At 76.2% G+C, this 26,793-nt stretch carries 25 protein-coding genes; 14 read left to right on the forward strand and 11 right to left on the reverse strand.

All coding sequences use genetic code 11. The features are described from left to right. Positions 1–93 precede the first annotated feature (93 nt). From HOY81_RS23385 to HOY81_RS23395, 3 genes are read right to left on the reverse strand one after another with little or no spacing between them, the layout of a single operon-like run. Complete coding sequence (locus tag HOY81_RS23385; protein WP_237322683.1) at positions 94–1,188, reverse strand: low specificity L-threonine aldolase; 1,095 nt, start codon at positions 1,186–1,188, stop codon at positions 94–96. After that, positions 1,176–1,949, reverse strand: a complete 774-nt coding sequence (locus HOY81_RS23390) for an SDR family NAD(P)-dependent oxidoreductase (protein ID WP_237322684.1) — start codon at positions 1,947–1,949, stop codon at positions 1,176–1,178. The genes HOY81_RS23385 and HOY81_RS23390 overlap by 13 nt, the downstream gene beginning before the upstream one ends. Before the next feature lie 47 nt (positions 1,950–1,996). Continuing rightward, complete coding sequence (locus tag HOY81_RS23395; protein WP_237322661.1) at positions 1,997–3,391, reverse strand: DUF6421 family protein; 1,395 nt, start codon at positions 3,389–3,391, stop codon at positions 1,997–1,999. A gap of 273 nt (positions 3,392–3,664) precedes the next feature. Between HOY81_RS23395 and HOY81_RS23400 the strand changes: the two genes are divergently transcribed. Further along, a complete protein-coding gene (locus HOY81_RS23400; protein WP_237322662.1) occupies positions 3,665–4,348 on the forward strand; it encodes a glycerophosphodiester phosphodiesterase family protein in 684 nt (227 codons plus the stop codon). A 162-nt stretch (positions 4,349–4,510) separates the two neighbouring features. Here HOY81_RS23400 and HOY81_RS23405 read toward each other — a convergent pair whose 3' ends face one another. Continuing rightward, the gene (locus HOY81_RS23405; protein ID WP_237322663.1) at positions 4,511–5,083 is read right to left on the reverse strand and encodes a GNAT family N-acetyltransferase; all 573 of its coding nucleotides are present in this window, start codon (positions 5,081–5,083) and stop codon (positions 4,511–4,513) included. Positions 5,084–5,240: 157 nt separating this feature from the next. Here HOY81_RS23405 and HOY81_RS23410 point away from each other — a divergent pair, with 157 nt between their 5' ends. From HOY81_RS23410 to HOY81_RS23435, 6 genes are all read left to right on the forward strand, one after another. Further along, positions 5,241–5,633, forward strand: a complete 393-nt coding sequence (locus tag HOY81_RS23410) for a VOC family protein (protein ID WP_237322664.1) — start codon at positions 5,241–5,243, stop codon at positions 5,631–5,633. A gap of 370 nt (positions 5,634–6,003) precedes the next feature. Further along, positions 6,004–6,600, forward strand: coding sequence for a DUF5134 domain-containing protein (locus HOY81_RS23415; protein WP_237322665.1), 597 nt, complete (start codon positions 6,004–6,006; stop codon positions 6,598–6,600). Positions 6,601–6,701: 101 nt separating this feature from the next. Then, positions 6,702–7,640, forward strand: a complete 939-nt coding sequence (locus HOY81_RS23420) for a M56 family metallopeptidase (protein WP_237322666.1) — start codon at positions 6,702–6,704, stop codon at positions 7,638–7,640. A gap of 154 nt (positions 7,641–7,794) precedes the next feature. Then, positions 7,795–8,508 (forward strand): phosphatase PAP2 family protein, encoded by a 714-nt coding sequence (locus tag HOY81_RS23425; protein ID WP_237322667.1) that lies wholly within the window; start codon positions 7,795–7,797, stop codon positions 8,506–8,508. Beyond that, positions 8,505–9,209, forward strand: coding sequence for an HAD family hydrolase (locus HOY81_RS23430; RefSeq protein ID WP_237322668.1), 705 nt, complete (start codon positions 8,505–8,507; stop codon positions 9,207–9,209). Before HOY81_RS23425 ends, HOY81_RS23430 begins: the two co-directional genes overlap by 4 nt. Before the next feature lie 166 nt (positions 9,210–9,375). Further along, a complete protein-coding gene (locus HOY81_RS23435) occupies positions 9,376–10,038 on the forward strand; it encodes a TetR/AcrR family transcriptional regulator (protein WP_237322669.1) in 663 nt (220 codons plus the stop codon). Positions 10,039–10,078: 40 nt separating this feature from the next. Here HOY81_RS23435 and HOY81_RS23440 read toward each other — a convergent pair whose 3' ends face one another. Continuing rightward, positions 10,079–10,543 carry a DUF1440 domain-containing protein gene (locus tag HOY81_RS23440; protein WP_237322670.1) on the reverse strand — a complete coding sequence of 155 codons (465 nt, stop codon included), beginning with the start codon at positions 10,541–10,543 and terminating at the stop codon, positions 10,079–10,081. A gap of 153 nt (positions 10,544–10,696) precedes the next feature. Between HOY81_RS23440 and HOY81_RS23445 the strand changes: the two genes are divergently transcribed. The 5 genes from HOY81_RS23445 (at position 10,697) to HOY81_RS23465 (ending at position 16,344) form a co-directional block, all read left to right on the forward strand. Beyond that, positions 10,697–12,115 carry an FAD-dependent oxidoreductase gene (locus HOY81_RS23445; protein ID WP_237322685.1) on the forward strand — a complete coding sequence of 473 codons (1,419 nt, stop codon included), beginning with the start codon at positions 10,697–10,699 and terminating at the stop codon, positions 12,113–12,115. A 160-nt stretch (positions 12,116–12,275) separates the two neighbouring features. Continuing rightward, positions 12,276–13,385 carry an exo-alpha-sialidase gene (locus HOY81_RS23450; RefSeq protein WP_237322671.1) on the forward strand — a complete coding sequence of 370 codons (1,110 nt, stop codon included), beginning with the start codon at positions 12,276–12,278 and terminating at the stop codon, positions 13,383–13,385. A 159-nt stretch (positions 13,386–13,544) separates the two neighbouring features. Then, positions 13,545–14,222 (forward strand): uracil-DNA glycosylase, encoded by a 678-nt coding sequence (locus tag HOY81_RS23455; RefSeq protein WP_237322672.1) that lies wholly within the window; start codon positions 13,545–13,547, stop codon positions 14,220–14,222. After that, positions 14,219–15,292, forward strand: coding sequence for a BadF/BadG/BcrA/BcrD ATPase family protein (locus tag HOY81_RS23460; protein WP_237322673.1), 1,074 nt, complete (start codon positions 14,219–14,221; stop codon positions 15,290–15,292). Before HOY81_RS23455 ends, HOY81_RS23460 begins: the two co-directional genes overlap by 4 nt. A gap of 137 nt (positions 15,293–15,429) precedes the next feature. Further along, complete coding sequence (locus tag HOY81_RS23465) at positions 15,430–16,344, forward strand: sirohydrochlorin chelatase (RefSeq protein WP_237322674.1); 915 nt, start codon at positions 15,430–15,432, stop codon at positions 16,342–16,344. Between the two features lie 113 nt (positions 16,345–16,457). Here HOY81_RS23465 and HOY81_RS23470 read toward each other — a convergent pair whose 3' ends face one another. Beyond that, positions 16,458–17,519: a lactonase family protein gene (locus HOY81_RS23470; protein ID WP_237322675.1), complete on the reverse strand. Its 1,062-nt coding sequence runs from the start codon at positions 17,517–17,519 to the stop codon at positions 16,458–16,460. 384 nt (positions 17,520–17,903) lie between these two features. Beyond that, on the reverse strand, positions 17,904–19,334 hold the full coding sequence (locus HOY81_RS23475; RefSeq protein WP_237322676.1) for an amidase: 1,431 nt from the start codon (positions 19,332–19,334) through the stop codon (positions 17,904–17,906). A 127-nt stretch (positions 19,335–19,461) separates the two neighbouring features. On the opposite strand from HOY81_RS23475, the gene HOY81_RS23480 reads away from it, so the two are divergent. Continuing rightward, a complete protein-coding gene (locus HOY81_RS23480) occupies positions 19,462–20,082 on the forward strand; it encodes a TetR/AcrR family transcriptional regulator (protein WP_237322677.1) in 621 nt (206 codons plus the stop codon). Positions 20,083–20,354: 272 nt separating this feature from the next. On the opposite strand, the gene HOY81_RS23485 is transcribed toward HOY81_RS23480, so the two are convergent. The 4 genes from HOY81_RS23485 to HOY81_RS23500 form a co-directional block, all read right to left on the reverse strand. Then, on the reverse strand, positions 20,355–21,899 hold the full coding sequence (locus tag HOY81_RS23485; RefSeq protein WP_237322678.1) for an FUSC family protein: 1,545 nt from the start codon (positions 21,897–21,899) through the stop codon (positions 20,355–20,357). Between the two features lie 205 nt (positions 21,900–22,104). Continuing rightward, entirely contained in the window at positions 22,105–23,802 is a 1,698-nt protein-coding gene (locus HOY81_RS23490) for a bifunctional phosphatase PAP2/diacylglycerol kinase family protein (protein WP_237322679.1), read from the reverse strand. Between the two features lie 108 nt (positions 23,803–23,910). Beyond that, positions 23,911–24,867, reverse strand: a complete 957-nt coding sequence (locus HOY81_RS23495; protein WP_237322680.1) for a DUF5996 family protein — start codon at positions 24,865–24,867, stop codon at positions 23,911–23,913. A 250-nt stretch (positions 24,868–25,117) separates the two neighbouring features. Further along, the gene (locus HOY81_RS23500) at positions 25,118–25,540 is read right to left on the reverse strand and encodes a YjbQ family protein (protein WP_237322681.1); all 423 of its coding nucleotides are present in this window, start codon (positions 25,538–25,540) and stop codon (positions 25,118–25,120) included. 93 nt (positions 25,541–25,633) lie between these two features. Between HOY81_RS23500 and HOY81_RS23505 the strand changes: the two genes are divergently transcribed. Next, complete coding sequence (locus HOY81_RS23505) at positions 25,634–26,716, forward strand: NAD(P)-binding domain-containing protein (RefSeq protein WP_237322682.1); 1,083 nt, start codon at positions 25,634–25,636, stop codon at positions 26,714–26,716. The last annotated feature ends 77 nt before the right edge of the window (positions 26,717–26,793 follow it).

Raw genomic sequence — 26,793 nt, forward strand, 5'->3', positions numbered from 1 at the left:
GGGCGGCCGGGCGGGGCGGCCGGGCGGCCGGGCGGGGCGGCAGCGGGACGACCGGGGCGGCGGCCGGGCGGGGTGGCAGCGGCGGCTCTTCGCTCAGCCCGCGCGGCCCATCTCCTCCCCCAGTGCCTGGACGAAGCCGTCCACGTCCTCCGGCGTGGTGTCGAAGGAGCACATCCAGCGCACGTCGCCGGCGGCCTCGTCCCAGAAGTAGAAGCGGTAGCGCTTCTGCAGCCGTTCGCTCACCTCGTGCGGCAGGCGGGCGAAGACGGCGTTGGCCTCCACGGGGTGCAGGATCTCCACGCCCGGTACCGCCCGGACTCCGGCCTCCAGCCGCCGGGCCATGGTGTTGGCGTGCCGGGCGTTGCGCAGCCACAGGTCCTTGGCGAGCAGCGCCTCGAGCTGGACCGAGACGAACCGCATCTTCGAGGCGAGCTGCATCGACAGCTTGCGCAGGTGCTTCATGGCCCGGCCGGCGTCCGGGTCGAGCACGACCACGGCCTCGCCGAAGAGCATGCCGTTCTTGGTCCCCCCGAAGGAGAGCACGTCGACGCCCGCCGCATGGGTGAAGGCGCGCATCGGGACGTCCAGGGCGGCCGCCGCGTTGGCGAGCCGGGCGCCGTCCAGGTGGACGCGCATGCCGCGCTCGTGCGCGTGCTCGCAGATCGCGCGGATCTCGTCCGGGGTGTAGACGGTGCCCAGCTCGGTGTTCTGCGCGAGCGAGACCACCTGCGGCATCGCCCGGTGCTCGTCGTCCCAGCCGTGCGCCTCGCGGTCGATGAGCTCCGGGGTCAGCTTGCCGTGCTCGGTGGGCACGGTCAGCAGCTTGAGCCCGCCGACCCGCTCCGGCGCCCCGCACTCGTCCACGTGGATGTGGGCGGAGTCGGCGCAGATCACCGCGCCCCAGCGGTCGGTGAGCGCCTGGAGCGCCACCACGTTCGCGCCGGTGCCGTTGAAGACCGGGTAGGCCCGGGCGTGCGGGCCGAAGTGGCTGCGCATCACGTGCTGGAGATGCGCGGTGTACTCGTCCCCGCCGTAGGCGGTCTGGTGACCGCCGTTGGCCAGGGCGAGGGCCGCGAGTATCTCGGGGTGCGCGCCCGCGTAGTTGTCGCTGGCGAAGCCGCGCACCTCCGGGTCGTGGTGCCGCTTGGCCTGGGTGACCGGTGCGGCGGGCTTCGCTACGGCTGGGATGTGAGCCACAGGCGGTGTCCGTTCACTTCCTCGGTGGGCTTGTACCAGGTGCCCGCGATGGCGTCGGCCAGGTCCGTGACGTCGGTGAAGCCCGCGAACTTCGCCTTGGGCCGCTCCGCACGCATCTGGTCGTTCACCAGGGCCTTGACCACCAGGATGGCAGCCGCCGCCGGCGGTCCGGCCTCGCCCCCCGCCTTGCGGAAGGCGTCACCGAGCGCGAGCGTCCAGGCCTCGGCGGCGGCCTTGGCGGCGGAGTACGCGGCGTTCCCGGCCGTCGGCTTGCTGGCTCCGGCGGCGCTGACGAGCAGGAAGCGGCCGTGGCCGCTGCGCTCCAGCGGCCCCTGGAAGGCCAGCGAGGTGTGCTGCACGGTCCGCACCAGCAGCGCGTGCAGGGCGTCCCAGTCCGCCAGGTCGGTCTCGGCGAAGCCGGACGAGCCGCGCCAGCCGCCGACCAGGTGGACCAGACCGTCGACCCGGCCGAACTCCTTCTCGGTACGCGCAGCCCACTCCCGGGTGGCGGTCACGTCGAGCAGATCGACGGTGTCCCCCGTGACGGTGGCACCGCCGTGCGCGAACCGGGCCGCGTCGACGGCGGAGGCGAGGCGCTCGGCGTCCGCGTCGGCGGCCACCACCGTGGCTCCCGCCTCGGCGAGCCGCAGCAGGGTGGCCCGGCCGGCGGGACCGGCCGCGCCGGCGACGGCGACGACGGCGCCGTCCAGCGGCCCGCCGTTCCCGGCCGCGTTCTGAGATGTGCTGGTCATGGTGGTGGCCTCCCGCTCGTGCGCCTGCCCGGGCTCGTTCTCCGCCGTCATGCGGCGAGGTCGGCGTTCTCCGCCGTGATGCCCTTGGTCGATGCGATCACATCGCGCAGCTTCTTGCGAAGGGCCTCGTAGAACATGCTCAGCGGGAACTCGTCCGGCAGCACCTCGTCGACGAGCTTGCGCGGCGGCAGGCTCAGGTCCAGGGCGTCCGGGCCCTTGGCCCAGGTGGAGCCGGGGTGCGGCGCGAGGTAGCGGGAGACCAGCTCGTACGCCTTGAACCAGTGGACGATCTTCGGCCGGTCGATGCCCTCCCGGTAGAGGGTCTCGATCTCCTTCCGCAGCCGCTCGGTGCTCTCGCGGGCGAGGTCCCAGTCGATGGTCAGCTTGTTGTCCGTCCAGCGGAGCGCGTCGTGCTGGTGCAGGTAGGCGAAGAGGAGCTGACCGCCGAGGCCGTCGTAGTTGCGCTTGCGCTCGCCCGTCACCGGGAAGCGGAACATCCGGTCGAGGAGCACGGTGAACTGCACGTCGCGGCCCTGCGGGAAGCCGTCCGCCGCCAGTTTCACCCCCTCGCCGAAGGCGGTCAGGTCGCAGCGCAGCTCCTCCAGCCCGTACATCCAGAACGGCTGGCGCTGCTTGATCATGAAGGGGTCGAAGGGCAGATCGCCGTGGCTGTGCGTGCGGTCGTGGATCATGTCCCACAGCACGAAGGTCTGCTGGCAGCGCTGCTGGTCGGTGAGCAGGCCCCGGACGTCCTCGGGGAGCTCCAGGCTGGTGACCCGGCAGGCCTCGTCGACGACACGGCGGAAGCGTGCGGCCTCGCGGTCGCAGAAGATGCCGCCCCAGGAGAAGCGCTCCGGCGCCTCGCGCACCGCGATGGTCTCCGGGAAGAGCACCGCGGAGTTGGTGTCGTACCCGGAGGTGAAGTCCTCGAAGGTGATGCCGCAGAAGAGCGGGTTGTCGTAGCGGGTGCGCTCCAGCTCGGCGAGCCAGTCCGGCCACACCATACGGAGCACCACGGCCTCCAGGTTGCGGTCCGGGTTGCCGTTCTGGGTGTACATCGGGAAGACGACCAGGTGCTGCAGCCCGTCCTCGCGCTGCTGCGCGGGCTGGAAGGCCAGCAGGGAGTCCAGGAAGTCGGGCACCCCGAATCCGCCCTCCGCCCAGCGGCGCAGGTCCGTGACGAGCGCGCGCAGGTACTCCGTGTCGTGCGGCAGCAGCGGCGTCAGCTCCTCGACCGCACCGGCCACCCGCTCCAGCTCCGCCTCGACCGCGGCGCGGGAGGGTGCCCCCTCGGCCTCGAAGTCGATCGAGCCGTCCTTGGACTGGGCCGGGCGGATCGCCTCCACGGCGTCCTTCAGCACGACCCAGGCGGCGTGGTCCACCACCCGGCCCGGGGTCGCCGGACCGGCGTCGGTGCCTACGGGCGAAAGAATTTCCGTCATGACCGCCCCTCCACGGGAGAAAATCGCGTAGCAGTACGGTATCTGGAGGTGTTCCTTTTCTCAAGGTGACCCCAGGAGATCCTCCTGTCCACCCCGCCCTCGACCGCTGTTCTTCCTGCGGCCCGCTGCCTGCCGCCGTGCGGACGGCCGGTCACGCCACCGTGCGTACGGCCGCGGCGGCGCGGTCCGGGGCCTCCCCGGCCCGGCCGCTAGGCTGACCGGCCGGACGGTGCACCCGCGCCCGCCGCCCCGAGACGAAAGCGAGAGCCCGCCGTGCCACTGCTGACCGTCGGACACCGCGGGCTGATGGGCGTGGAGCCCGAGAACACCCTCCGCTCCTTCCGCCGCGCGGAGGGTGAAGGCGTCGACGTCATCGAGCTCGATCTCCATGTGAGCAAGGACGGCGCTCTGGTGGTCATGCACGACGCCGAGGTGGACCGCACCACCGACGGCACCGGCGCGGTCGGGGACCTCACGCTGGCGGAACTGCGCCGACTGGACGCCGGGCTGGGCGAACGCATCCCCGTCTTCGAGGATGTGCTGACGGCCGTCCGCGCGCCACTGCAGGCGGAGATCAAGGACCGGGCGGCCGCCCGGCTGCTGGCCGAGGTCATCCGGGAGCAGGGCCTGCACGACCGGGTGACCGTGATCTCCTTCCACGACGAGGCGTTGCGGGAGACCCGGGAACAGCTCCCGGAACAGCCGATCGGCCTGGTGGCCGGGCGCTCCTCCCCCACCGCGCCGGAGCGGGCCCGGGAGCTCGGGGCCCGGCTGGTGTCGCTGGAACTCCAGTGGCTGGACGCGGACACCGTGGCACGCTGCCACGCGGCGGACCTGGAGGTCATCACCTGGACGGTGAACACTCCGGAGGAGCTGGCCCGCGTCCGGGAGCTCGGGCTGGACGGCGTGGTCACGGACCACCCGGAGATCCGGCGGTCGGCGGGCCGGGCGGGCTGACCGGCGGCCCGGCGCGGACGAACCGACCGGGGGAGGGACCGGTCCCGGCACGGAGAAGCAGCCCGGGCACGGAGGGGCCGCCCCGTGGACGAGGGACCGCTCCCGCCGGGGAGCGCGGCGTACGCACCTCGCGCGACCGGCGTGCCGGCGGTCCGCACGAGGTCAGCCGAGGGGCTTGACCAGCAGCTCGAAGGCGAGGTCCGGCCGCTGCGGGATGCCGAAGCGCTCGTCGCCGTACGGGAAGGCGCTGAGCTCACCGGTGCGGGTGTAGCCGCGCCGCTCGTACCAGGCGATCAGGTCGGCGCGCTGCGTGATCACGGTCATGTGCATCGCCTCCGCGCCCCAGCTCTCCCGGGCGATCCGCTCGGCCTCGGTCAGCACGTGCTTGCCGACGCCCGCGCCCTGGAGGGCCGGCCGGACGGCGAACATGCCGAAGTAGGCGTGGCCCGCGCGGTTCTCCAGCTGGCAGCAGGCCACCAGTTCCCCCGCGCGCTCCGCCACGACCATCCGGCTCGCCGGGTCCCGCACCACGGACGCCACGCCTTCCGGGTCGGTACGCTGCCCCTCCAGCAGATCCGCCTCGGTCGTCCAGCCGGCACGGCTGGCGTCGCCCCGGTACGCGGACTCGATCAGCGCGACGAGGGCCGGGACGTCGGCCTCGGCGGCGGTACGGAAGGCAAGTCCGGCGGCGTCCGCGGTGCGGCCGGGCTCCCGGGCGGTGATGGCGTCGTCCATGACACGCGAGCGTATGCTCCCGGCGCGCGGCACCCCGCACCGGCCCGCAGCCGGCCGGGCTGCAGGTCGGCCGGGAGACGGGCGCTGCCGTGCCCGAGGCCACCGCGGCCGCCGTGGCGTCCTGCCGGGCGGGTGCGGCGGCACTAGGGTCCGGGCCATGGTGCAGGTACTGAGCAGCCGCGTGCTGCTGCGGCCGGCGGACCCGGAGCGGTCCCGGGAGTTCTACGGCGGGAAGCTGGGCCTCGCGGTCTACCGGGAGTTCGGCACGGGCCCGGAGCGCGGCACGGTCTACTTCCTCGGCGGCGGCTTCCTGGAGGTCGCCGGGCGCGCCGCCGAGCCCGTCGCGCCGGAGCTGCGGCTCTGGCTCCAGGTCCCGGACGTGACGGCGGCGCACGAGGAGCTGGCGGAGCACGGGGTGGAGGTGCTCCGCCCGCCGGTCCGCGAGCCGTGGGGGCTGGTGGAGATGTGGATCCAGGACCCGGACGGGGTCAGGATCTGCGTCGTGGAGGTCCCCGCGGACCACCCGATGCGGCACCGCCCCGGGATCTGACGCCGCCACCCGCACGGGACACACCGCACGTCGCGTGAGCCGCGGCTCCGGGCCCCGGGGTTCCTGGGCCCGGAGCTCAGGGACGAGCCGCGGCCGCCCGTCCCGGCGTACGGTCGGCCGGCACGCCCCCGCGCCGGGACGGATCGGCCGCGGGAAGCCCAGCAGCGCCGCGCAGGGTACGCGCCCGCCGGAACCGCGGCGCGCGAGGCCCGTACGGAGGCAGCCGCAAGGCCCGGCCCGCACGAGAGGCCCGCCCCTGCCGCGTGAGGCGCCGCGCCCGCCCCCGTTGCGCGCCCGGACGCCTCCATGCGCCCCCGTGCGGGCCGCGCATACGGGCAGCCTCCCGGAAGTGCCGAGCGGGGAGGGGCGCATGCACGGGTCTGCCGTGGTGAGCTGGCTGCTGGTGGCGGTGTGCGGGGTGACGGGGACGTACTGCCTGCTGCGCGTGTGGCGCCGCTCTGCGGAGCATCGCCGGGCGGCCTGGCTGGAGGCGGTGATGGGCCTCGGCATGGCCGTGATGGCGCTGCCCCACACCGTCGCCCCGGTGCCGCCCGCCGGCTTCGTGGTGCTCTTCGGCGCCTCCACGGCAGTGGCCCTGCACGGCGCCGCACGGTCCGGTGCGCACTGCCTGCATCACGCCCTGGAGTCGCTGGCCATGGTGTACATGGCGCTGGTCATGGCGGGCGCGGTGGGCTCCGCGGCGCCGGCGGCCCACGCGGGGCACCCGGCCGGGCCTGGCCACGCCGCCACGCCCGGCGGCATACCCCTGCTCACCGGGGCGCTGCTGCTCTACTTCGCGGCCTATGTGCTGCGTTCCGGCGCCCTGCTGGCCGGGGCCCCGGCCGGCAGGGGCAGGGGGCGCGCCGCCCCCGCCCCGCACGAGTGGGGCACGGCGGGTGCACCGCTGGCGCACGCGTGCCGACTCACCCTCGCCCTGGGCTCGTTCACCATGCTGCTGACGCTCTGAGCCCGCTACGGCAGTGCGCCGGACGCGTCCGGGTGAGGCATGCGTCACTTTCCCGCGCGGGGCCGTACCCCTCGGTAGCGCCCGGAGCCTAGTCTGAGGCCATGATGGTGCCGCTGGCGTTGCTGGTCCTGGGAGGGCTGGCCGCGGCCGTCGCCCCCCGCGTGCTGACCAGGTCGTCCTGGCCGGACCGGGAGCCGGTGCTGGGGCTGTGGGTGTGGCAGTGCGTGGTGGTCGCCGTGCTGCTGTGCTGCGTCCTGGCCATGGCGCTCTCCGCCGCCACGGCCTGGCAGGCGGTGCGCGACCACGTTTTCGCCCCGGCACCGCGGGGGGTGCAGGAGGCGTACGCCCTGGGCTCGTACGAGAGCGGGGCAGGCGTGGTGGCCGTGCTGCTGGCCTGCGGCGGCGCCTGGACGGGCGCCATGCTGCTCCGCGAGATCCGGGACGCACGGCTGCGCCGCCGGCACCGGCGTGCGGAGCTGCGGACCCGGGCGCCACAGCTGCCCGGCGAGGAGCGGACGGAGGGCGACCGGCTGGTCGTCCTGGAGGGCGAGCGGCCCGACGCCTGGTGGCTGCCCGGCACCGCTCCCCGGCTGGTGATCACCACCGCCGCACTGCGCCGGCTCAACGGGCGTCAGCTCGACGCCGTGCTGGAGCACGAGCAGGGCCACGCACGGGCGCGCCACGACTGGCTGCTGCACTGCTCCGCCGCGCTGGCCGGCGGGTTCTCCCGGGTCCCCGTCTTCGCCGCCTTCCGGGACCAGGTGCACCGGCTGGTGGAGCTGGCCGCCGACGACGCCGCCTCGCGCCGCTACGGCCGCCTGACGATCGCCCTCGCGCTGGTCGAACTCAATGAGGAGCGCGGGGTCTTCGGTCCCTGCGCCCGGCCGCGTGGCCTGGTGCCGCAGCGCGTGCACCGGCTGCTGTCCCCGGCCCCCCGGCTTCCGGTGGCCCGGCGGATGCGCACTGTCGCAGTGGCCTCGCTGGTGCCGCTGGTGCCGCTGCTGGTGGCCTTCGTACCCGGCCTGAGCACGCTCCGCTGACGCGGAACCCGGGGTTCCGCGGCCCGCGCGCGACACCCGTACGCCGGACGGCCGTTCCGGCCCCTACGCCCCCCACGGACCGCAGGGGGACGGCGTAGCGGCCCGGTGCGGACTCCGGGGTGTGACCGGGGGCGTATGGGTGAGGATCGGGGACATGCCCATCCCCCCGGCTCCCGGTCCCCCGCCCGGTCCCCCGCCCCGCACGCCGTCCGGAACCCCGTCCCGGCGTCGCGCGCTGCGCAGCACCGGGCTCCTCGCCGTCCCGGCGGTGCTGCTGATGACGGCCGTGGCGAGCGGCTGGCGGCCGCTGCTGGACCTGGACGCCCGGATCGCCCGGGAGCTGCACAGCCTGGCCCTCGCCCACCCGGCCTGGACCGACGCGGCACGCGTGCTCACGGACTGGGTCTGGGACCCGGTGACGATGCGGGTGCTGGCCGCCGCGGCCGCGCTGGCGCTCTGGTGGCGGGCCGAACGGGCCCTGGCACTGCTGGTGGCCGCCGCCGTGGGCCTCGGCGCCCTGGTCCAGCAGGGTCTCAAGGCGCTGCTGGACCGGGCCCGGCCGGAGTGGCAACAGCCGCTGGACGCGGCCCATTACGCTGCCATGCCCTCCGGACACGCGATGACCGCGGCCCTGGTCTGCGGCCTGCTGACCTGGCTGGCCTGGACGCGGACCCGGCGGGCCGCGGTGTGCTGGGCTGCCGCGGCGGCGGCCGGGGTGTCGGTCGTGGGCGTCTCGCTGACCCGGGTGTGGCTGGGCGTGCACTGGCCGAGCGACGTCGTCACCGGCGCGCTGCTGGGCCTGGCGCTGGCCACGCTCACGGCGGCGGCCTGGAGTCCCCGTGCTCCGTCCGGGAGGATCGCGGCATGACGATCACAGGAGTGCTCTTCGACTTCTCCGGGACGCTGCTCCGTGTCGAGCCGGCGGTCCGCTGGCTGGCGGGTGCGCTCGCCCGGACCGGCCGGACGCTGCCCGAGGCGGAGCTCGCGCGGACCGCGGCACTGCTGGAGGAAGCGGGCGCGCTGCCCGGCGGCGCGGCACCGCGCACGGTGCCGCCGGAGCTGCGGGAGCTGTGGGACGGGCGGGACCGCAGCGCGGAACGGCACCGGGCCGCCTACACGGCGCTGGCCCGCCGGGTGCCGCTGCCGGCCGAGGAACTGTACGACGCGCTCTACGAGCGCCACATGACCCCGGAGGCGTGGCAGCCCTACCCGGACACGCTGCGGGTGCTCCGCGGCCTGCACGAGCGGGGCGTGCCGACGACCGTGGTGAGCAACATCGGCTGGGACCTGCGCCCGGTGCTGCGCGCCCACGGGCTGGACGGCTATCTGGGTCCGGCGGTGCTCTCCTACGAACACGGGGTGCAGAAGCCGGACCCGCGGCTGTTCCGTGCGGCCTGTGCCGAGCTGGGCCGGGAGCCGCACGAGGTGCTGATGGTGGGGGACGATCCGCGGGCGGACGGCGGCGCCGCGGCCGTGGGCTGCCGGGTGCACCTGGTGGACCACCTGCCGGCCGACCGCCGCCCGGACGGGCTGGAGCCACTGCTGGAGCTGGTCGGGAGATCCGTCTGACCGTCCGAACCCGCCCGGCGGGGTAGGTGCGCCGGTACCGGGACGATCCCCCGCGTCGCCCCGATACCGGCCCTGGAGACGGGTTCCGCCCCGGGGTGGGTGGGGGCGGAACCCGTGGTCCGGCTGAGTATATTGGCTCTCAGCCAGTCAACGCAGGAGTTACAGGATGTCCCCTCGGAGCGCGTCAGTCAATGAAGAGTTGCGACGCCGCTCGCGTGAGCGATTGCTGCAGGCGACGGTCGAGCTCGTGGGCGAGCGCGGCTACGAGGCGACCACCCTGGGGGACATCGCCGACCGGGCGGGCTCCGCCCGCGGCCTGATCTCGTACTACTTCCCGGGCAAGCGTCAGCTCTTCCAGTCCGCCGTGCACCGGCTGATGCACCTGACGCTGGCCGAGGCGCTGGACCGGCCGCCGAGGCCGGAGGGCCCGGACGCCGGGCGGGAGCTGCTGGCCCGCGCGATCGACGCCGTCCTGGGGCTGGCCCGCGACCGCCCGGTGCTGATGCGGGCCCACATGGCGGGCATCCTCCAGCAGGAGGGCTTCGTCCAGTGCGACGAGCAGCAACGCCTCGCCCGCCTGCTGCACTCCACGGTCGCCCGGTACGGCTCTGCCGACCCGGACACCGACTACCCGCTGCTGCGAGCCCTGCTGATGGGCGCCGTGGTGGCGGTGCTGCTGCCCGGCGCCCCCATGCCGATCGCCCGGCTGCGCGCCGAGCTCTTCGGCCGCTACGGGCTGGACTGGGAGCTCGGAACGCCGCCGGGAGCGGCCCCGGAGACGGAGGCCACCGCTTCGCAGGCGCTCCCCCGGCTGCCCGTGCAGGGCTGAGGGACGCAGCGCTGCGACGCGCCGCCGCCGGGCAGCACACCTAGCTGCTGGGCCTGCGGCGCAGTTCGGAGAGGACGAGTCCGTAGAGCAGGTGGTCGGCCGCGAGCGCCAGCTGGTCCGTGCGCGAGCGGTGCGCCATCCGGAACCCGAGCAGCGGCACGATCGCGGCCTCGAAGCCGAGCCAGAGCAGCGCGCCGAAGGCGGGACCGGCCCAAGGGGTCATCCGCACCCGGGCCGGCAGGGCGCCGAAGACCGCGCCGCCCGCGGAGCCGTACCCCCAGTGCAGCAGCACCAGCAACGCGTCCAGCCGGTCGCCCTGCAGCCGCCGCACCGCCGCCGGAGCCCGGTCCACGAGCACCTCGGGGGGCGTCGCGCCGAGCAGCCCGAGCCGGGTGGTCAGCGCCCGCATGCCCGTCATGCTCATGGCGGCGACGGCCCCCCGCGCGGCCGCATGCCCGGTCCGCGCCGCGAGCGGCGCGCGTCCCGGCCCGTCGTCTGTTCCCACGGCTCCATGCTGCTGTCGCCGGGACCCCGGCGACAGCCGGGACGGGCCTCCGCTACGGCAACCGGGCGACCCGGGAGCCGCAGACCCTCCCCAGCGCCGCGCTCCGGTGCCATCCTGGGAATCCCCGGCGGGAAGGACCCTGCTGTGCCAGCGCTGCTCCGCGTCGCGGTCGTCGGTTCCGGACCCAGCGGCGTGTACGCCGCTCAGGGGCTGACCGCGCCTGCGGCGGGCGGCGGTCCGCAGGTGGCGGTCGACGTGCTGGACCGGCTGCCGTGCCCGTACGGGCTGGTGCGGTACGGCGTGGCACCGGACCATGAGAAGATCAAGTCCCTGCAGAACAGCCTCCGCACCGTCCTGGAGCAGCCCGGCGTCCGCTTCCTGGGCAACGTCGAGGTGGGCGCGCCGCCGGACACCGCGCCGGAGCCGGCGCCGGGCGCGGACGCCCGCACGCCCCGGATCACGCCCGCCGGGCTGCTGGAGCTCTACCACGCGGTGGTCTACTGCGTGGGCGCGGCCGACGGCCGGCGGCTCGGGATCCCCGGCGAGGACCTGCGCGGCAGCACCTCGGCGACGGAGTTCGTCTCCTGGTACAGCGCGCACCCGGACGCGGCCGGGCACTCCTTCGACCTGTCCGCGCGGTCCGCGGTGGTGATCGGGGTGGGCAACGTCGCGGTGGACGTGGCGCGGGTGCTCGCCCGGGGCGCCGCGGAGCTGCGGCAGACCGACGTGCCGCACGCGGCCCTCGGGGCGCTGGCGGGCAGCGCGGTCACGGACATCACCCTGGTGGGCCGGCGCGGCCCCGCCCAGGCCCGTTTCACCACCAAGGAGCTCCGCGAGCTCGGGGCGCTGCCGGACGCCGAGGTCCGGGTGCGGGCGGCCGAGCTGGCCCGCGACCCGGCCTGCGAGGACCCTTCGGGGCTGCCCGCGGTGGCACGGCGGAACCTCGCGGTGCTGCGGGAGTGGGCCGCCCGGCCGCCCGCCACCGGGCCCGCCCGCCGGCGCCGGATCGAGCTCCGCTTCTACCTCCGGCCGGTGGCGCTGCTCGACGACGGGCACGGGGCCGTGCGGGCCGTCCGGTTCGAGCGGACGGCACCGGCGGACGACGGCACCGTGACCGGCACCGGCGAGTACGAGGACCTGCCGGCCCGGCTCGTGCTGCGCTCGGTGGGGTACCGCGGCGCCCCGCCGGCCGGGCTGCCCTGCGACGCCGTCACCGGGACCGTGCCGCACGCGGCGGGCCGCGTCCTGCGGGACGGCGTGCCGGCACCGGGCGAGTACGTCGCGGGCTGGATCAAGCGGGGGCCGACGGGCGTGATCGGCAGCAACCGGCCGTGTGCGAAGGAGACGGTGACCTCGCTGCTGGCGGACGCGGAGGAACTGCTGCGCCGCGCTGGGCCACGGCCCGGCGATCCGCTGGAGGCGCTGCGCGCGGCGGGCCTGCGCCCGGTGGTGTGGACGGGGTGGCAGGCCATCGAGGAGGCCGAGGCGGCGCTCGGACGCAGCCTGGACCGGGGACGGGTGAAGATCCCCGACTGGCCGGGGCTGCTCGCCGCCGCGGAGGACCGGCGCTGACCGCGGAAGCGCCCGGGACGGACTGCCCGCCGCGCGGTCCGGCGAGCGAACCGCACCGGGACGGAGCGCGTACGGCGCCGGTTGTCGGTGGCCGGGTGCAGACTGCTCGGTAGAGGCGGAGACTCCGCGCTCGATCCTCTCCCGGAGGCGGTGGCACGGCATGACGGACGTACTGCTCGCGGTCGGCACTCGGAAGGGCCTCTTTCTCGCCCGCAGGCCCGCGGGCCGCAGAGGCGCGGGAGGCTGGGAGTTCGACGGGCCGCACTTCAACGCCCAGGCGGTGTACTCGGTCGCCATCGACACCCGGCCCGCCACCGGGCCGCGGCTGCTGGCCGGCGGGGACAGCGCGCACTGGGGCCCGTCGGTGTTCCGTTCCGACGATCTGGGCCGGAGCTGGAGCGAGCCGGAGCGGCCCGCGGTGCGCTTCCCGGAGGACACCGGGGAGTCCCTGGAGCGGGTCTGGCAGCTCCAGCCGGCCGGTCCGGAGCAGCCGGAGGTGGTGTACGCGGGGACCGAGCCCGGCGCGCTCTTCCGTTCGGCGGACGGCGGCCGGAGCTTCGACCTGGTGCGCCCGCTGTGGGACCACCCGACGCGGGCGAGCTGGCAGCCGGGCGGCGGCGGGCTCGGCCTGCACACGGTGCTGGTGGACCCGCGGGATCCGCGGTCGGTGACCGTCGCGGTGTCCACCGGCGGCGCGTACCGCACGGCCGACGGCGGGGAGAGCTGGGAGCCGTGCAACCGCGGCGTCCAGGCGGCGTTCCTGCCCGAGGCGCAGCGCTATCCGGAGCACGGCCAGTGCGTGCACAAGATCGCCCGGGACGCCGCGGACCCGGACCGCCTCTATCTGCAGAACCACTGGGGGGTGTACCGCAGCGACGACGGCGGCACCTCGTGGACCTCCGTCGGCGACGCGCTGCCCTCGGACTTCGGCTTCCCGGTGGTGGCGCACCCGCGGCGCGGCGGGGTGGCCTACGTCTTCCCGCTCAACGCCGACTCGGACCGGGTCCCCGCGGACCACCGGTGCCGGGTGCACCGGACGGAGGACGCCGGGCGGAGCTGGGAGCCGCTGGACGCCGGGCTGCCCGAGGAGGCGCACTACGGCCCGGTGCTGCGGGACGCCATGTGGGCGGACGACGCGGACCCGGCGGGCCTCTACTTCGGGAACCGCAACGGCGAGGTGTACGCCAGCGCGGACGAGGGCGAGAGCTGGCAGCAGCTCGCCCGGCACCTGCCGGACGTGCTCTGCGTGCGGGCGGCGGCGATCGGGTGAGCCCGTCTCCGCCCGTGGGACGGGCGGAGACGGACGGGTGCGCGGACGGCGGCGCGGGCAGGTGGACCGCCGGTGGCGGGGGGCCGGTGCCGGGCCGGGGGGCCGAAGTCCGCCGGAAGCGGCCGGAGGAGGGGCGGTGAGCCACTAGAGTGATCCGCCGTGGCTGCACGACCATTGAACGAGATCGTCGAGGCGGGCTGGGCCAAGGCCCTGGAACCCGTGGCCGGACGGGTCGCCGCGATGGGTGACTTCCTGCGGGCGGAGATCGCCGGCGGACGGACCTATCTGCCGGCGGGCCCCCATGTGCTGCGCGCCTTCCAGCAACCCTTCGACGACGTCCGCGTGCTGATCGTCGGTCAGGACCCGTACCCCACCCCGGGGCACGCGGTGGGACTGAGTTTCTCGGTGGCGCCGGAGGTCCGCCCCTTGCCGGGCAGCCTGGAGAACATCTTCCGGGAGCTCGGCACCGACCTCGGCCTGCCCCGCCCGTCCAGCGGCGATCTGACGCCGTGGACCCGGCAGGGCGTCCTGCTGCTGAACCGCGCGCTCACCACCGCCCCCCGGAGGCCCGCCGCCCACCGCGGCAAGGGCTGGGAGGAGGTCACCGAGCAGGCGATCCGGGCCCTCGCCGAACGCGGCAAGCCGCTGGTCGCCGTGTTGTGGGGCCGTGACGCACGGAACCTCCGGCCGATGCTGGGCGGGGTGCCCGCCGTCGAGTCGTCGCACCCCTCGCCCATGTCCGCGGACCGCGGCTTCTTCGGTTCCCGCCCCTTCAGCCGGGTGAACGAGCTGCTGGCGCGCCAGGGCGCCGCCCCGGTGGACTGGCGCCTGCCGTGACCACCGGGGCGGCGGCCGGCCGGGTGCTCGGCGTCGACTCCGGCGGGTCCGGGCTGCGGATCGCCCTCGCCGCCGTGGACGCGGCGGGCACCGCCGGCGTCCCGGAGCGGCGGGACGGCGGCGGCCCGGTACGTACCGGCCCCGGCGGGATCGATTCCGGCCACCTGCTCGAGCAGCTCCTGCCCGCCGCCGCCACCCTGCTTGCAGACGCCGGGGACGGGCGGATCACCGCGGTGTGCGTGGGAGCGGCCGGCATGGCGACGCTCGGCGCCGACCTGCGGGCCCGGTTGCCCGGGGCGCTCGCCCGCGAGCTGGGCGTCCGCCGGGTGGCGCTGGCGGCCGACGCCGTCACGGCCTACGCGGGGGCGCTCGGCGAACGTCCCGGGGCCGTGGTCGCCGCCGGCACCGGGATGATCGCCATGGGCACGGACCTGGTTTCCTGGCGCCGGGCGGACGGCTGGGGCCATCTGCTGGGCGACTGCGGCGGCGGAGCCTGGATCGGCCGTGCCGGCCTGGAGGCGGCGCTGCGCGCCCACGACGGCCGGGAGGGCGGTTCACCGGCGCTGCTGGCGCGGGCGGAGCGGCTCTTCGGCCCGGCGGCGGAGCTTCCGCAGCACCTCTATCCGCGCACCGACCGGCCCGCCGTGCTGGCGTCCTTCGCCCCCGAGGTGGCCCGCTGCGCCACGCCGGCCGGCCCGGAGGCCGGCGGGGCGCCGGATCCGGTGGCGGTGGAGATCCTGCGGGGGGCCGCCCGGGAGATCGCCCGGTCGGCGGCCGCCGTCTGCCCCGGCGGACCGGGCTCCGGTGCGGCCCCCGGCCCCGGCGCACGACCCGCTCCTCAGGTGGCGCTGACCGGCGGCCTGCTCCGCCTCGGCGAACCCCTGCTCGGACCGCTCCGGTCAGAGCTGGCGGCCCGTCTGCCGGGGGCACGCACCGTACGCGCGGCCGGCGACCCGCTGGACGGCGCGCTGCTGGTCGCCGCCCGGCTGGCGGCCGGCGCGCTGCGGCTGCCGGCCGACCCGGTGCTGCTCTCCGTCCACGACACGCCACCCCCGGCGACCGGCGTGTGACCTGGTACCTTCCCCCCCCCCACGGCCACCCCGTTGCGGCTCCCGGCGCCGCGGCGGGCGGGGCAAATGGTGCATAAGCAATCGGTTGTCCCCCCGCCCGAACGGACCGGCCCGGCAAGGCATTAACATGCGGCCGCATGAGCTCCCCCACTGGGCCGGACAACGGCCTGCCCGTACGAATGCCGCGTCCCCGCCGTTCCGGACGGCACCGCCGGCCGGAGCCCGTCGTCGCTCCGGAGAACGCCCCGGCGCTGGTGCTGGCCGTTCCCGGGGAGCCGTCCACCGCGACGCGCGGCCTCGCCGAGGAGATCGTGAGCATCGGCCGCTCCGAGCTCCCCGGTCTGGACGCGCGCATCGGCTACGTGGACGGTGACGACCAGGAGGCTCCCACCCTGACCACCGTTCTCGCGCAGGTGGCCGCGGAACACCAGGCCGCCGAGCAGGACGCGGCCCCGGAGGCGGAGGACTCCGGCGCGCCCTGCGCCGTGGTGATCCCGCTGCTGGCCGGCCCGGACCCCGCCCGGATGCGCGACATCCGGCAGGCGGTGCTGAACAGCGGTTCCGGCGCGGAGCTGACGGACGTGCTGGGCCCGCACCCGCTGCTGGCGGAGGCGGTGCACGTGAAGCTCTCGGAGGCCGGGCTGGCGCGCGCGGACCGGGCCCGGCTGTTCACGGTCGCGACGGCCGCGGACGGCATCATCCTCGCGACGCTGGGTGGCGAGGAGGCGGTGCAGGCCGCCGGCATCACGGGCATGCTGCTGGCCGCCCGGCTGGCGGTGCCGGTGCTCGCGGCCGGGCTCGACGAGGAGGGCGCGATCGCACGGACCGCGGAGCAGCTCCGCGAGGCCGGCTCCCAGCAGCTCGCCGTCGCGCCCTGCCTGATCGGCCCGGAGATCGCCGAGGGCCTGCTGGAGGCGGCCGCGCAGGAGGCGGGCTGTGCGACGGCCGAGCCGCTGGGTGCGTACCCGGCGCTGGGCAAGCTCGTCGCCTCCACCTACGGGGCGAAGCTCGGCCTGCCGCAGCAGCAGCCGCAGGGCATGCCGGCGCACTGAGCCGGAGCACGCACGTACCCGGAACCCACGCGGGGCCGGCCCGGAGCCCGGGCCGGCCCCGCGCGCGTTCCTCCGGGCCCTCCTCCACGGGCGGGCCCGGTCTCCCGGTGGGCTCAGGCGAAGACGACGCAGGAGGCAGCGGGCGCCTCCACCGCGCCGGCCCGGGTGGGCAGCCCGGTCTCCGCGTCCAGGGCGAACCAGGTGACGTCCCCGGACCGCTCGTTGGCCGCGTAGAGCCACTGCCCCGAGGGATGCAGCGCCAGGTGGCGCGGCCAGTGGCCGCCGCAGGGCACGGTGCCGGCCAGTTCGGCGGTGTCCCCCTCGGCGTCGAGAGCGAGGACCGCGACGGTGTCGTCCCCGCGGTTGGCCACCCAGGCGAACCGGCCGTCCGGGGCGACCACCACCTCGGAGGGGAAGTTGGGCCCGGTGGCCTCCCCGGGCCGCACGGCGCACTCGCCCACGGGCTCCAGCGTGCCCTCCGCCGCGTCCCAGCGGCAGACGGTCACGGTCGGCGCCAGTTCGTTGACGACGTACGCCTGCCGGCCCGACGGGTGGAACGCCAGGTGCCGCGGTCCGGTGCCGGGCCGCAGCGGCACCTCGCGGTGCGGCCGGAGCCCACCGGCCGCCGCGTCCAGGGCGTACACCGTGACGGTGTCGGTGCCCAGGTCGACGGCGAGGACCCAGCGGCCGGCCGGGTCGGGGACCACCGCGTGCGCGTGCGGCCCCTCCTGCCGGTCCTGCTGCGGCCCCGAGCCCTGGTGCGGGTGGACCTCGGGAGGGCCGCCGAGCGTGCCGTCGGCGCGGCGCGGCAGCACGCTGACGCTGCCGGAGGCGTAGTTGGCCGTGCAGAGCAGCCCCGGGGCGAGGGCGAGATGGGTGGGGGCGGCCCCGCCGACCGGGACCGGCTCGCCGAGCGGCTCGGGCCGGTCCGGGTCGGCGAGGGAGAGCACGGCGGCGGCGCCGGCCTCGCGCTCGCAGACCGTGTAGAGGAGCCCGTCCGCCGGGGCGAGCCAGGAGGGGTCCGGCACGGCCACGCCGGTGTGGTGCACGACCTCCAGCGCACCGTCGCCGCGCACGGTGCGGGCGGTGCTCACGCCCCGGCCGCCGGCCGAGGTGAAGGAGCCGATGTACGCCCGGAGTCCGGTACTCGTGCGGCTCCCGCTGCCGTCGGTCACGTCGGTCGCCCTTCTGCCGGTGCGGAGGCTGGTCCGGGCGACCGTAACAGGGACACCGCGCGGCCCGGCAGAACGCGCCGGGCGGGGCCCGCGGGGTGCGGCGTGCCGGAGCGGCCGGCCGGGAGGCCCCTCCGCGGCGGGCCACCGGACCAGGAGAGGGTGGACTGCGGGCGGTGGGCACCGACCGGGCTCCGGGCCGGCCTGCGCGGGCGGGCACCGGCCACCGGCCGCGCCCTGCCGCGGAGTCCCGGCCCCCGCCGGGCGGAACGAGGGTGGAGAACAACGGAACGGCAGCCGGCGCGATTGCCGGAGGGCCGGCAGGACCTCGGCCCGCGCTTCGGCTGGGGTCCGGCCTCCGGCAGCAGTCGCTCGGACGACCGGCTGTCAGCGGGCCCGGTCTCCCCCGCACGGGTCGACTGGTGTGAGCACTCCCAGCCGGTCCTCGATCGCCTGAGCCGCGCTCAGGCACAGGTCCTCCCGGAACGCGCGCCCGACGATCTGCACCCCGCAGGGGAGTCCGTCGACCACGCCGGTCGGTACGGCCACACCGGGCACGCCCACGAAACTGGTCACGCTGCACAACCGCATTCCCGACCCGACCCGGTCCCGGCCTGCCCTGTCGCGCGACTCCAGCCCCGGCTCGACCGGGGGCTCGGTGAACGACGGGCCGAGCAGCAACGGGTACGCGTCGAGGAACTCGGCCCACGAGCGGCGCACGCTCATCCAGGTACCCATCAGCTTCATGAGCGCGTCCGCGCTGACGGGCGGAGTCTGCTCCATCGCCATCCCGATGTAGCGCGCCCCGCCTTCGCCGAGCAGCTCGCGCACCACGGGCCAGGTCGGGGCGAACTCGGTCACGGTGATCCGGCCGTAGGCCTCGAGAGCCTCGTCCATCCGCGGAACGTCCGGTACCTCACGCACGTCGTACCCGGCGTCGCGGAGCACGTCGGCCGCGGTCTCCACTGCTGCGCGCACGGCGGGGTGGACACCGCGCCCGCCGGGGTCCGCCACGACCGCGACCCTCACCGGACCGGGGAGCTCTTCGCCGTACGCGGGCACCGGTACGGCCCGTGGGTCTCGCGGATCGGTCCCGGCCAGCACCTCGTACGCCAGTCGCAGGTCGCCCACGCTCCGGGCCAGCGGGCCGTCGGTGACCAGCATCTGGGATGCCGGGCCGGGGTCGTCCGGGCCGAGAACGCGGTGGTCCGCCGGAAACCGGCCCGTGGTCGGCTTCAGCCCGGCCACGCCGCAGAACTGGGCCGGGATGCGCACCGACCCCCCGGAGTCGTTGCCGAGCCCGAGCGCCGCCATGCCCGTGGCCACGGCCACCGCGTCGCCCCCGCTGGAGCCGCCCGGGGTCCGGCTGCCGTCCCACGGGTTGACCGTGTCGCCGTACAGTTCGCTGCGCGTGTGCATTCCCGCCAGGATCAGGGTGGGGATGTTGCTGTGCCCGATGGGGATGGCCCCGGCCGCTCGCAGCCGCGCCACCGGCGGCGCGTCGGCCGGCGCCACCAGGTCACGGAACCGCTCCGCGCCGAGCGTGGTCGGCACGCCTGCGACAGCGGTGCTCTCCTTCACGGTGAACGGCACGCCCGCAAGCGGCCCCAGCGCTTCCCCGGCGGCCCGCCGGCGGTCCGTCTGCCGTGCGGTCTCGCGTGCGCGCTCCGCCAGGAGCTGCGTGACCGCGTTCACGCGTGGGTTGACCTCGGCGATGCGATCGAGGTGACTGTCGACCAGCTCGGCGGCCGAGACGTGCGCGCCGCGCACGGCCTCCGCCTGGGCGGCGGCCGGCAGCTTCCACAGGGCGTCCCGCATGGCTCTTCCTTCCTCCCCTATACCGATGCACCTGCATCGGAAAGGCAACGGTACCCTGCAACCGATACGAGCGCATCGCATGGGTGCGCTGCGAGCAGAGCCCCGTGGAGCAGGGAGGCGACCGGGCGTGCCCAGACAGGTGGACCACGTGAGCCGACGCCGCCTCATCGCCGAGGCCGTCTGCCACCTCGCCGACGAACGTGGCCTCGAGGGCGTGACCCTCCGCGATGTCGCCGCCCGCGCGCGGGTGTCCATGGGCGCGGTTCAGCGGTGCTTCCGCACCAAGGAAGAAATGCTCGTGTTCGCTCTGGGGCACATCAGCGAGCGGATCAGCGCACGCGTACAGGCCCGTCTCCTCCGGAGCCCGGCCCAGTCGGCCGGCACAGCCCTGGGCCACGCGGCCACCGAGGTCTCCCTGATCGGGGAAGAGCACCGCGCCGAGGCCCGGGTCTGGCTCGCCTTCGTGGCGCAGGCGGCTGTCAGTGAAGCGCTCGCCAGGACGCTGAAGGAGAACTACGCCGCTCTGGAGGAGGCGTTCACCCGCCTCATCCCGGAAGCCGGCCGGCGCGCCGACGGCGCCGTTCCCCTCGACCCGCAACGGGAGGCCCGCACCCTCCTCGCCCTTGCGGACGGCCTCACCACGCACGTCCTCATCGGCCACCTCACCCCGCAACGGGCACACGACGTCCTGCACGCGCACCTGGCCGGCCTCTGGGGGGAACCGGCCGCGCCTTCCTCCCTCTCGTGAAGGCCGGACCGCGCGTGCGGAGAGGACGCGCCGGGTGCGTCAGACCCGCCGCGTCCAGCCCCGGCCGTCCCTCCGAGGCGGGCCGGGGCCGGGGCGACCCCTCGCGTGCAGGCCCCACCCGGCCCCCGGCCCGCGCGGGGCGCGGGGCGCGGTGTGCTCGTCCGCCGGCGCGAGCCTGTTCCCCGACAGCCGGAGGGAGCCGGTGCCCGGGGCACACGACACGCGGGCCGACCACCCTGCCGGTCCCGGCGCGCCGTGGGCGGCGCGGGCGCTCACGAGGTCAGGCCGTATGCGCCCGCGCGCTCGTTCGGCCCGTGGTGCAACGGCCCGGCCAGGCCCGACAGGGCGGTCTCGAGCCCGTGCAGATGGGTGAGGGCCCGGTCGGTAGCCGGGGGAGCGTGCGGGACGGCCGCCCGGGCCCCGGCGGAGGCCGGCGCTGCGGCGTCGCCGGGCGCCACCAGCCGTTGCACGGCCGTCTCCACCCGCTCGCAGGCGGCGGTCAGGCGGGCGTCGTGGGAGGCGGCCGGGTCGGCGGCCACCTCGGCCAGGCCCCGCACCTGGGCCGCGCAGTCGTCCAGCAGCTCCAGCACCCGGCGGGCCCGGGCGCGGCGGGCCCGCAGCGGGCTGAGCGGGTGGACCAGCGGCGCCACGGAGGTCCGTACGCGGCCCAGCAGCAGCTCGAGCTCGGCGACCCGGGGCGCGGGGTCGGCGGTCGCGTCCCCGGCGAGGCGGCGGGCGGCGTCCCGGGCGCAGTCCTGCACGCAGTGCAGCGCCCGGGCGATCCAGGCGGAGGTGGCGGCGTGCGTGGTGACCGGCAGCACGAGGGCGACGGCCAGGGCCGCGCCGAGCGCCCCGGCGGCCGTCTCCACCAGCCGCAGCCCGAGCAGACCGGGGTGCAGCATGCCGAGCAGGCCGTAGAGCAGCCCGACCATGACGGTCACGAAGAACATCATCCAGCTGTAGGAGACCGCGGCGGTGTAGAAGATCCCGAAGACGCAGACCGCCACCAGGGCCGCGGTCGGGACGGGCGCGCCGTGCACGGGGACGGCCACCAGCAGCCCGGCGCCGATGCCGGCCACGGTGCCGAGCACCCGGCGGAAGCCGCGTACCAGGGTCTCGCCGCGGGAGGCGGTGTTCACGAAGATCCACCAGGCGGCGCCGACCGCCCAGTACCAGCGCTCCTGGGAGAGCACCTGCCCCGCGAGCAGCGCGAAGGCACAGGCCGCGGTGGCCTGGAGGGCGAGCCGGGTGGTCGGCCGGGCCAGTCCCCGTCCCTCTTCGGGGGCGGGCGCGGCGGGCGGCGGGGTGCGGCGCTCGATGCACCAGACGCCGAACCGGACGGCGGCGGCGATCGCCACGGCGAGCAGCACCGCCGCGTACAGCGGCGGGAGCTGGGCGGGCGTGGTGGCCAGGAACTGGGCGGCGAAGAACATCATGAAACCGAAGACGCCGAGTGCGTGCCCGCGCGGGCCCCAGCGCCGCGCGTACGCGCCGGCCAGCGCGACCGCGAGGAAGGCGGCGTCGCGGGCGAGCGGCAGCGCGTGCAGCCAGGCGGCGAGGGTGAGCACGGGGAGGCCGGCGAGCGGCAGCAGGGCAGCGGTGCCCGCCTGCCGCCGTACGGTCGGGTCGGTCACGACGAAGAGGGCGAGCAGCGCGGCGAGCCCTCCGGTGATGGCGGCCTTGAGCGGCAGTCCGGCGGCCACGGCGCCGGCCACGGCGAGTCCGACCCCGAGCACCGCGCGCAGTGCGTGGCGCAGCCGCAGCCGTCCCGGGTCCGGGGCCACGAGCGTCCCGCGGGGCGGCAGGACACGCCTCATGAGGTCACGCAGCACCCTGGTCTACACCTTTCTGTCCGCATCGTGATACGGAGGGAGGAAAGCACTCTTCCGGGTGCGCAACCAAATCGCGGGGCGCGCTATGCCCGGATGTGTCGGCATCCTGGCCGCCCGCATGTGGCGTGTCCCACCGCCGCCGCCCGTCGTGCGGCCGGGCGGGCGCACCCGGCGCCGCCCGGCCGGTGGGTCAGGCGGAGTGGCCCAGGGGACGGTAGACCGTCAGCGCCTCGTGCCGCTTGTCCAGCAGCAGCTCCTCCGGAGCCTCGGCGACCTCCCCGTCGTACGTGAGGTGGGTGCCCGGCGGGATCCCGGTGATCCGCAGTCGTCGCTGCCGGACCGCGGTGTGTACCGGCGACCGGCCGACCACGCTGGTCAGCGCCGCCGCGAAGAGCCTGCTGCGGGCCCAGCGGCCGCCGGGCACCACCCGGATGTCGAGCAGTCCGTCGGCCAGGTCGTGGCGGCGCAGCGGCGCCAGCCCGAGACCCCGGTAGGAGCAGTTGCCGACGAAGAGCTGCCACAGGGCCCGCTGCCGCCCGCCCAGCCCGGCCTCCACCGGCCCGGCGGTGTGCAGCACCCGCAGCGCGGCGAGCACACCGGCGGGCCAGGCGCCGATCCGGGGGGCCCAGCGCTCCCGCATCCGCACCAGCTCGGGGTACGAGCCGAGGCTGAAGGTGTTGAGGAAGTACCCGGAGGTGCCGGCCGGCCCGCCGGGGGCGGGCGTGAAACGCGCCAGGTCCACGGCGACGGCCTCCCCGGCGGCCACCGCGCGGCAGGTGTCGGCGGAGGTCTCGATGCCCAGGTCGAAGGCGAAGTGGTTGTAGGTGCCGCCGGGCAGCACCGCCAGCGGCAGACCGTGCCGCACGGCGACGGGCGCGGCGGTGTTCACCGTGCCGTCGCCGCCGTACACGCCGAGGGCGCCGCCCAGCGCCGCGGCCCGGGCCGCGGCGTCCTCCAGCACGTCGCCGAGGCCGCCGGTCCGCGGGTCGGCGACCATGATCTCGGCCTCCGGCAGGGCCTCCCGTACGGCCTCCAGCGCGGGCGGCACCGGCCGCTCGGGCGCCCTCCCCGCCGTGTCCCCCGTCGAGGCCCCCGCGGGAACGCCGGCCGGGACGCCCTCCGGGGTCCCCGCCGCGCCTCCCGCCGCAGCACCGGCGCGCGTCGCCTCCGGCTCGGTGAGACGCTGCCCGGACGAGACGTTGGCGACCACCACCATGCCCTTGCCGCGGCGCAGTGTGGGCGCCTCCGCCAGCGGGCGGGCCGGCGCGGGGAGCTGGGAGCGGGTGGGCGCGATCCCGCGCACGGCGAAGGCGGCGCCGACGCCGAGGGCCGTGCCGGCCAGGACGTCGCTGGGGTAGTGCGCCCCGGTGTAGACGCGGGAGAAGGCGACCGCGGCGGCGAGCGGCGCCACCACGGCGCCCCAGCGGGGCGACTCCAGCGCAACCCCCGTGGCGAAGGCCGCCGCCGAGGCCGAGTGGCCGGAGGGGAACGAGGTGGTCACCGGCTGCCGGTGCAGCTGCCGGATCACCGGCACCGTGTCCAGCAGCGGCCGGGCACGCCGGACCGCTCCCTTGCCGAGGGTGTTCACGGTGGCCGAGGCGACGGCCAGCGAGGCGACGCCCCGCACCGCGGCACGCCGCACGCCGGGGCGGCGGGTCGCGGCCAGCCCGGCGGCCACGGCGAACCAGAGCCGCCCGTGATCGGCGGCGCGGCTCAGCTTCGGCAGCAGCGGGTGAGCCCCCGGCCAGTGGCGCCGGGCCACCTGGTGGAAGAGTCCGTGGTCCCAGGCCCTGACGCGCCGCGCGTGCCACACCCATTGGGTGGCGTCGCCGGGTCCGGCGGGGTTCGTGCCGCCCCGCGCACCAGCCAGGAAGGCCGGAACACTCATCGGGTCCTCGCATCCGGGTCACGGCGCCGGGCCTTTCCGGGCGCCTCCTGCCCAGCCCTCGTACCCCGGCTCGGCGCACTCAGCCCCCGGGTCCGTCCGGCGGGACGGTCACCGGGCCGGCCGGCGCCGCGCGTCCCACCGGCCCGGGTCGTCCTCGAGCGCGGCGCGGTCCCAGTGCCCGCGCTCCGCCGCGGCCTCGTAGGTGGTCTGCAGGAACCCGGTGAGCGCGGCCTCCGGATCGCGGGCGGTGCGGACCGCCTCGTACGGCAGCAGGAACTGCCCGTTCTCCCTGCTCCAGAAGGCGTCGGCGGGGGTGACCGGGTGGTCGGCGAAGCCCTCCGGCTCGGGGTAAGCGTAGGCGTAGAAGGCCCCTTCCCCGCCGCCGCCCGGCCAGAAGCCGCAACTGCTGAGCTCCCGGGAGTAGCCCTCGACCATCACCCAGTCGCCGCAGTTCGGCGCGCCGCCGGGATGCGGCGGGGCGCGGCGCCCGGAGAACCGGGTGCAGGCCAGGTCCATGGCGCCCCAGAAGAAGTGCACGGGGCTGACCTTGCCCACGAAGCGCGCGCGGAAGGCGTTCAGCACCCGGTCCGCCTGGAGGAGCTGGCGCCAGAAGAGGTGCGCGGCGGAGGCGTCGTAGGACGCGTGCCGGTCGTCCTCGCGGAAGGGGATGGCCGGCTCCACCTCGTTGGGGTGGGACTGGATGGGGGCCTCGATGCCCAGCTCGCCCAGGGCCCGCATGGTCTCGTCGTGGAAGCGGGCGACGGACTTGGGTTCCAGGCGGACGTGACGGGCGGAGCCGGCGCTGCTGCGCACGGCCAGCCGGTGGTCGACGAAGTCGAACTCGAGATCGAAGGCCCCGGTGCCGTAGGGGATGGCGGAGGTGGTGAGCCCACGCGGGGTGACGTAGAGGGTCACCTGCCACCAGTGGTTCACCAGCGGTGCGTGCGCAAGGCGGATCTTGCCGACGATCTGGGTCCACATGTGCAGCGTGTCCCGGGTCTCCGTCCAGTCGGCGACCCGCAGCCGGGGCCATGCCGCACGGTCCCGTACCGGAAGCTCCGTCACCGGTCTGCCTCCCGCGGTGGATGTCGGTGGGCTTCGGTGGACATCGGTGGGTGCACCGGGACGCCGGTGCACGCCGGTCGGCCCGCCGTACGGCTGCGGGCGCCGGCGTCCCGTCCGCCCGCAGCACCTGCCGGCGCCTGCCAGCAGCGTCTCCCGCCCGGGACCGGCGGGCAACTCGGGAGGCCGGGGGCCGGGCGTGCCGGGTGCGGGACGGGCGTCCCGTGGGCGGGCCCGGCGCGCCCGGCACGGATCAGCCGAGGAAGGACAGCCGCACCTTCCGGTGCGGGTTGTCGCGGTTGGTGTCGACCAGGCAGACGGACTGCCAGGTGCCCAGCTCCAGCCGGCCGCCGAGGACCGGCAGCGTGGCGTGCGGCGGCACGAAGGCCGGCAGGACGTGGTCCCGGCCGTGCCCGGGGCTGCCGTGCCGGTGCCGCCACCGGTCGTCCGCGGGCAGCAGGTCGTGCAGCGCGGCCAGCAGGTCGCTGTCGCTGCCCGCCCCGGTCTCCAGGACGGCCACCCCTGCGGTGGCGTGCGGGACGAAGACGTTCAGCAGCCCGTCCCGGCCCTGCGCGGCCCGGGCCAGGAAGTCCTCGCAGTCCCGGGTGAGGTCCGCGACGGTCTCCCCGGAACCGGTCGTGATCTCCAGGACGTGCGTGTGCAGTGCGTCGCTCATCCACCCATGGTGGACCGCGGCCGGGGGCGGCGTCGCCCGGGGTGGGGGACGGGGTGCGGGAAGGGCCGGGAGCCCGCACGTGTTGACCCCTGCGTGAGACATCCCGAGGTGGTGGTCGCCGGCGCCGGGCAGGCGGGACTCGCCGCCGCGTACCACCTGCGCAGGAGCGGTCTGGTACCGGACCGGGACTTCGTGGTGCTGGACGGCTCGCCGCGGCCGGGCGGTGCCTGGCAGTTCCGCTGGCCCTCCCTGACGTACGGGCGGGTGCACGGGATGCACGCGCTCCCCGGCATGGAGCTCACCGGCGCCGACCCGCAACGCTCCTCCGCCGAGGTGGTCGGCGGCTACTTCGCCGCCTACGAGGACGCCTTCGGGCTGCGCGTGCGGCGCCCGGTGCGGGTGCACGCGGTGCGCGAGGACCCGGACGCGCCCGGCCGGCTGCGGGTGGAGACCTCCGACGGCGTCTGGTCGGCACGGGCCCTGATCAACGCGACCGGCACCTGGGAGCGCCCCTTCTGGCCACGCTACCCCGGTCAGGAGACCTTCCGCGGGCGGCAGTTGCACACCGCGGACTATCCCGGGCCGTACGACGACGCGTTCACCGGCCGCCGGGTGGTGGTGACCGGCGGCGGCACCTCGGCGGTGCAGCACCTGCTGGAGATCTCCGAGGTCGCTGCGGGCACCCTCTGGGTGACCCGGCGGCCGCCGGTCTTCACCACCGGGCCGTTCGACGCGGAGCGCGGCCGGGAGGCCGTGGCGCGGGTGGAGCGGCGGGTGCGCGACGGGCTGCCGCCGCGCAGCGTGGTCTCGGTGACCGGGCTGCCGGTGACCGAGGCGGTGGAGCGGGCCCGGGAACGCGGGCTGCTGGACCGGCTGCCGCCCTTCGAGCGGATCACCCCGGACGGGGTGGCCTGGGCGGACGGGCGTACGGCCCGGGCGGACACCCTGCTGTGGGCCACCGGTTTCCGTCCGGTCGTCCGTCACCTGGCGCCGCTGCGGCTGCGTGAGCCGGGCGGCGGCATCCGGCTCGACGGCACCCGGGCGGTGCGCGACCCGCGCGTCCATCTGGTGGGGTACGGGCCGTCCGCCAGCACCATCGGCGCGAACCGCGCGGGCCGGGCCGCCGTCCGGGAGATCCGTGCGCTGCTCGGGCACCCGGCCCCGGCGGGCGGGTGACGGGGCCGGGGGCCGTGCCACCCGGTCTCCTACCTGTTCATCTCGCACGACCTGTCCGTGGTGCGGCATGTCGCGGA

Source organism: Streptomyces sp. JJ36, assembly GCF_021696945.1.
Lineage (GTDB): Bacteria > Actinomycetota > Actinomycetes > Streptomycetales > Streptomycetaceae > Streptomyces.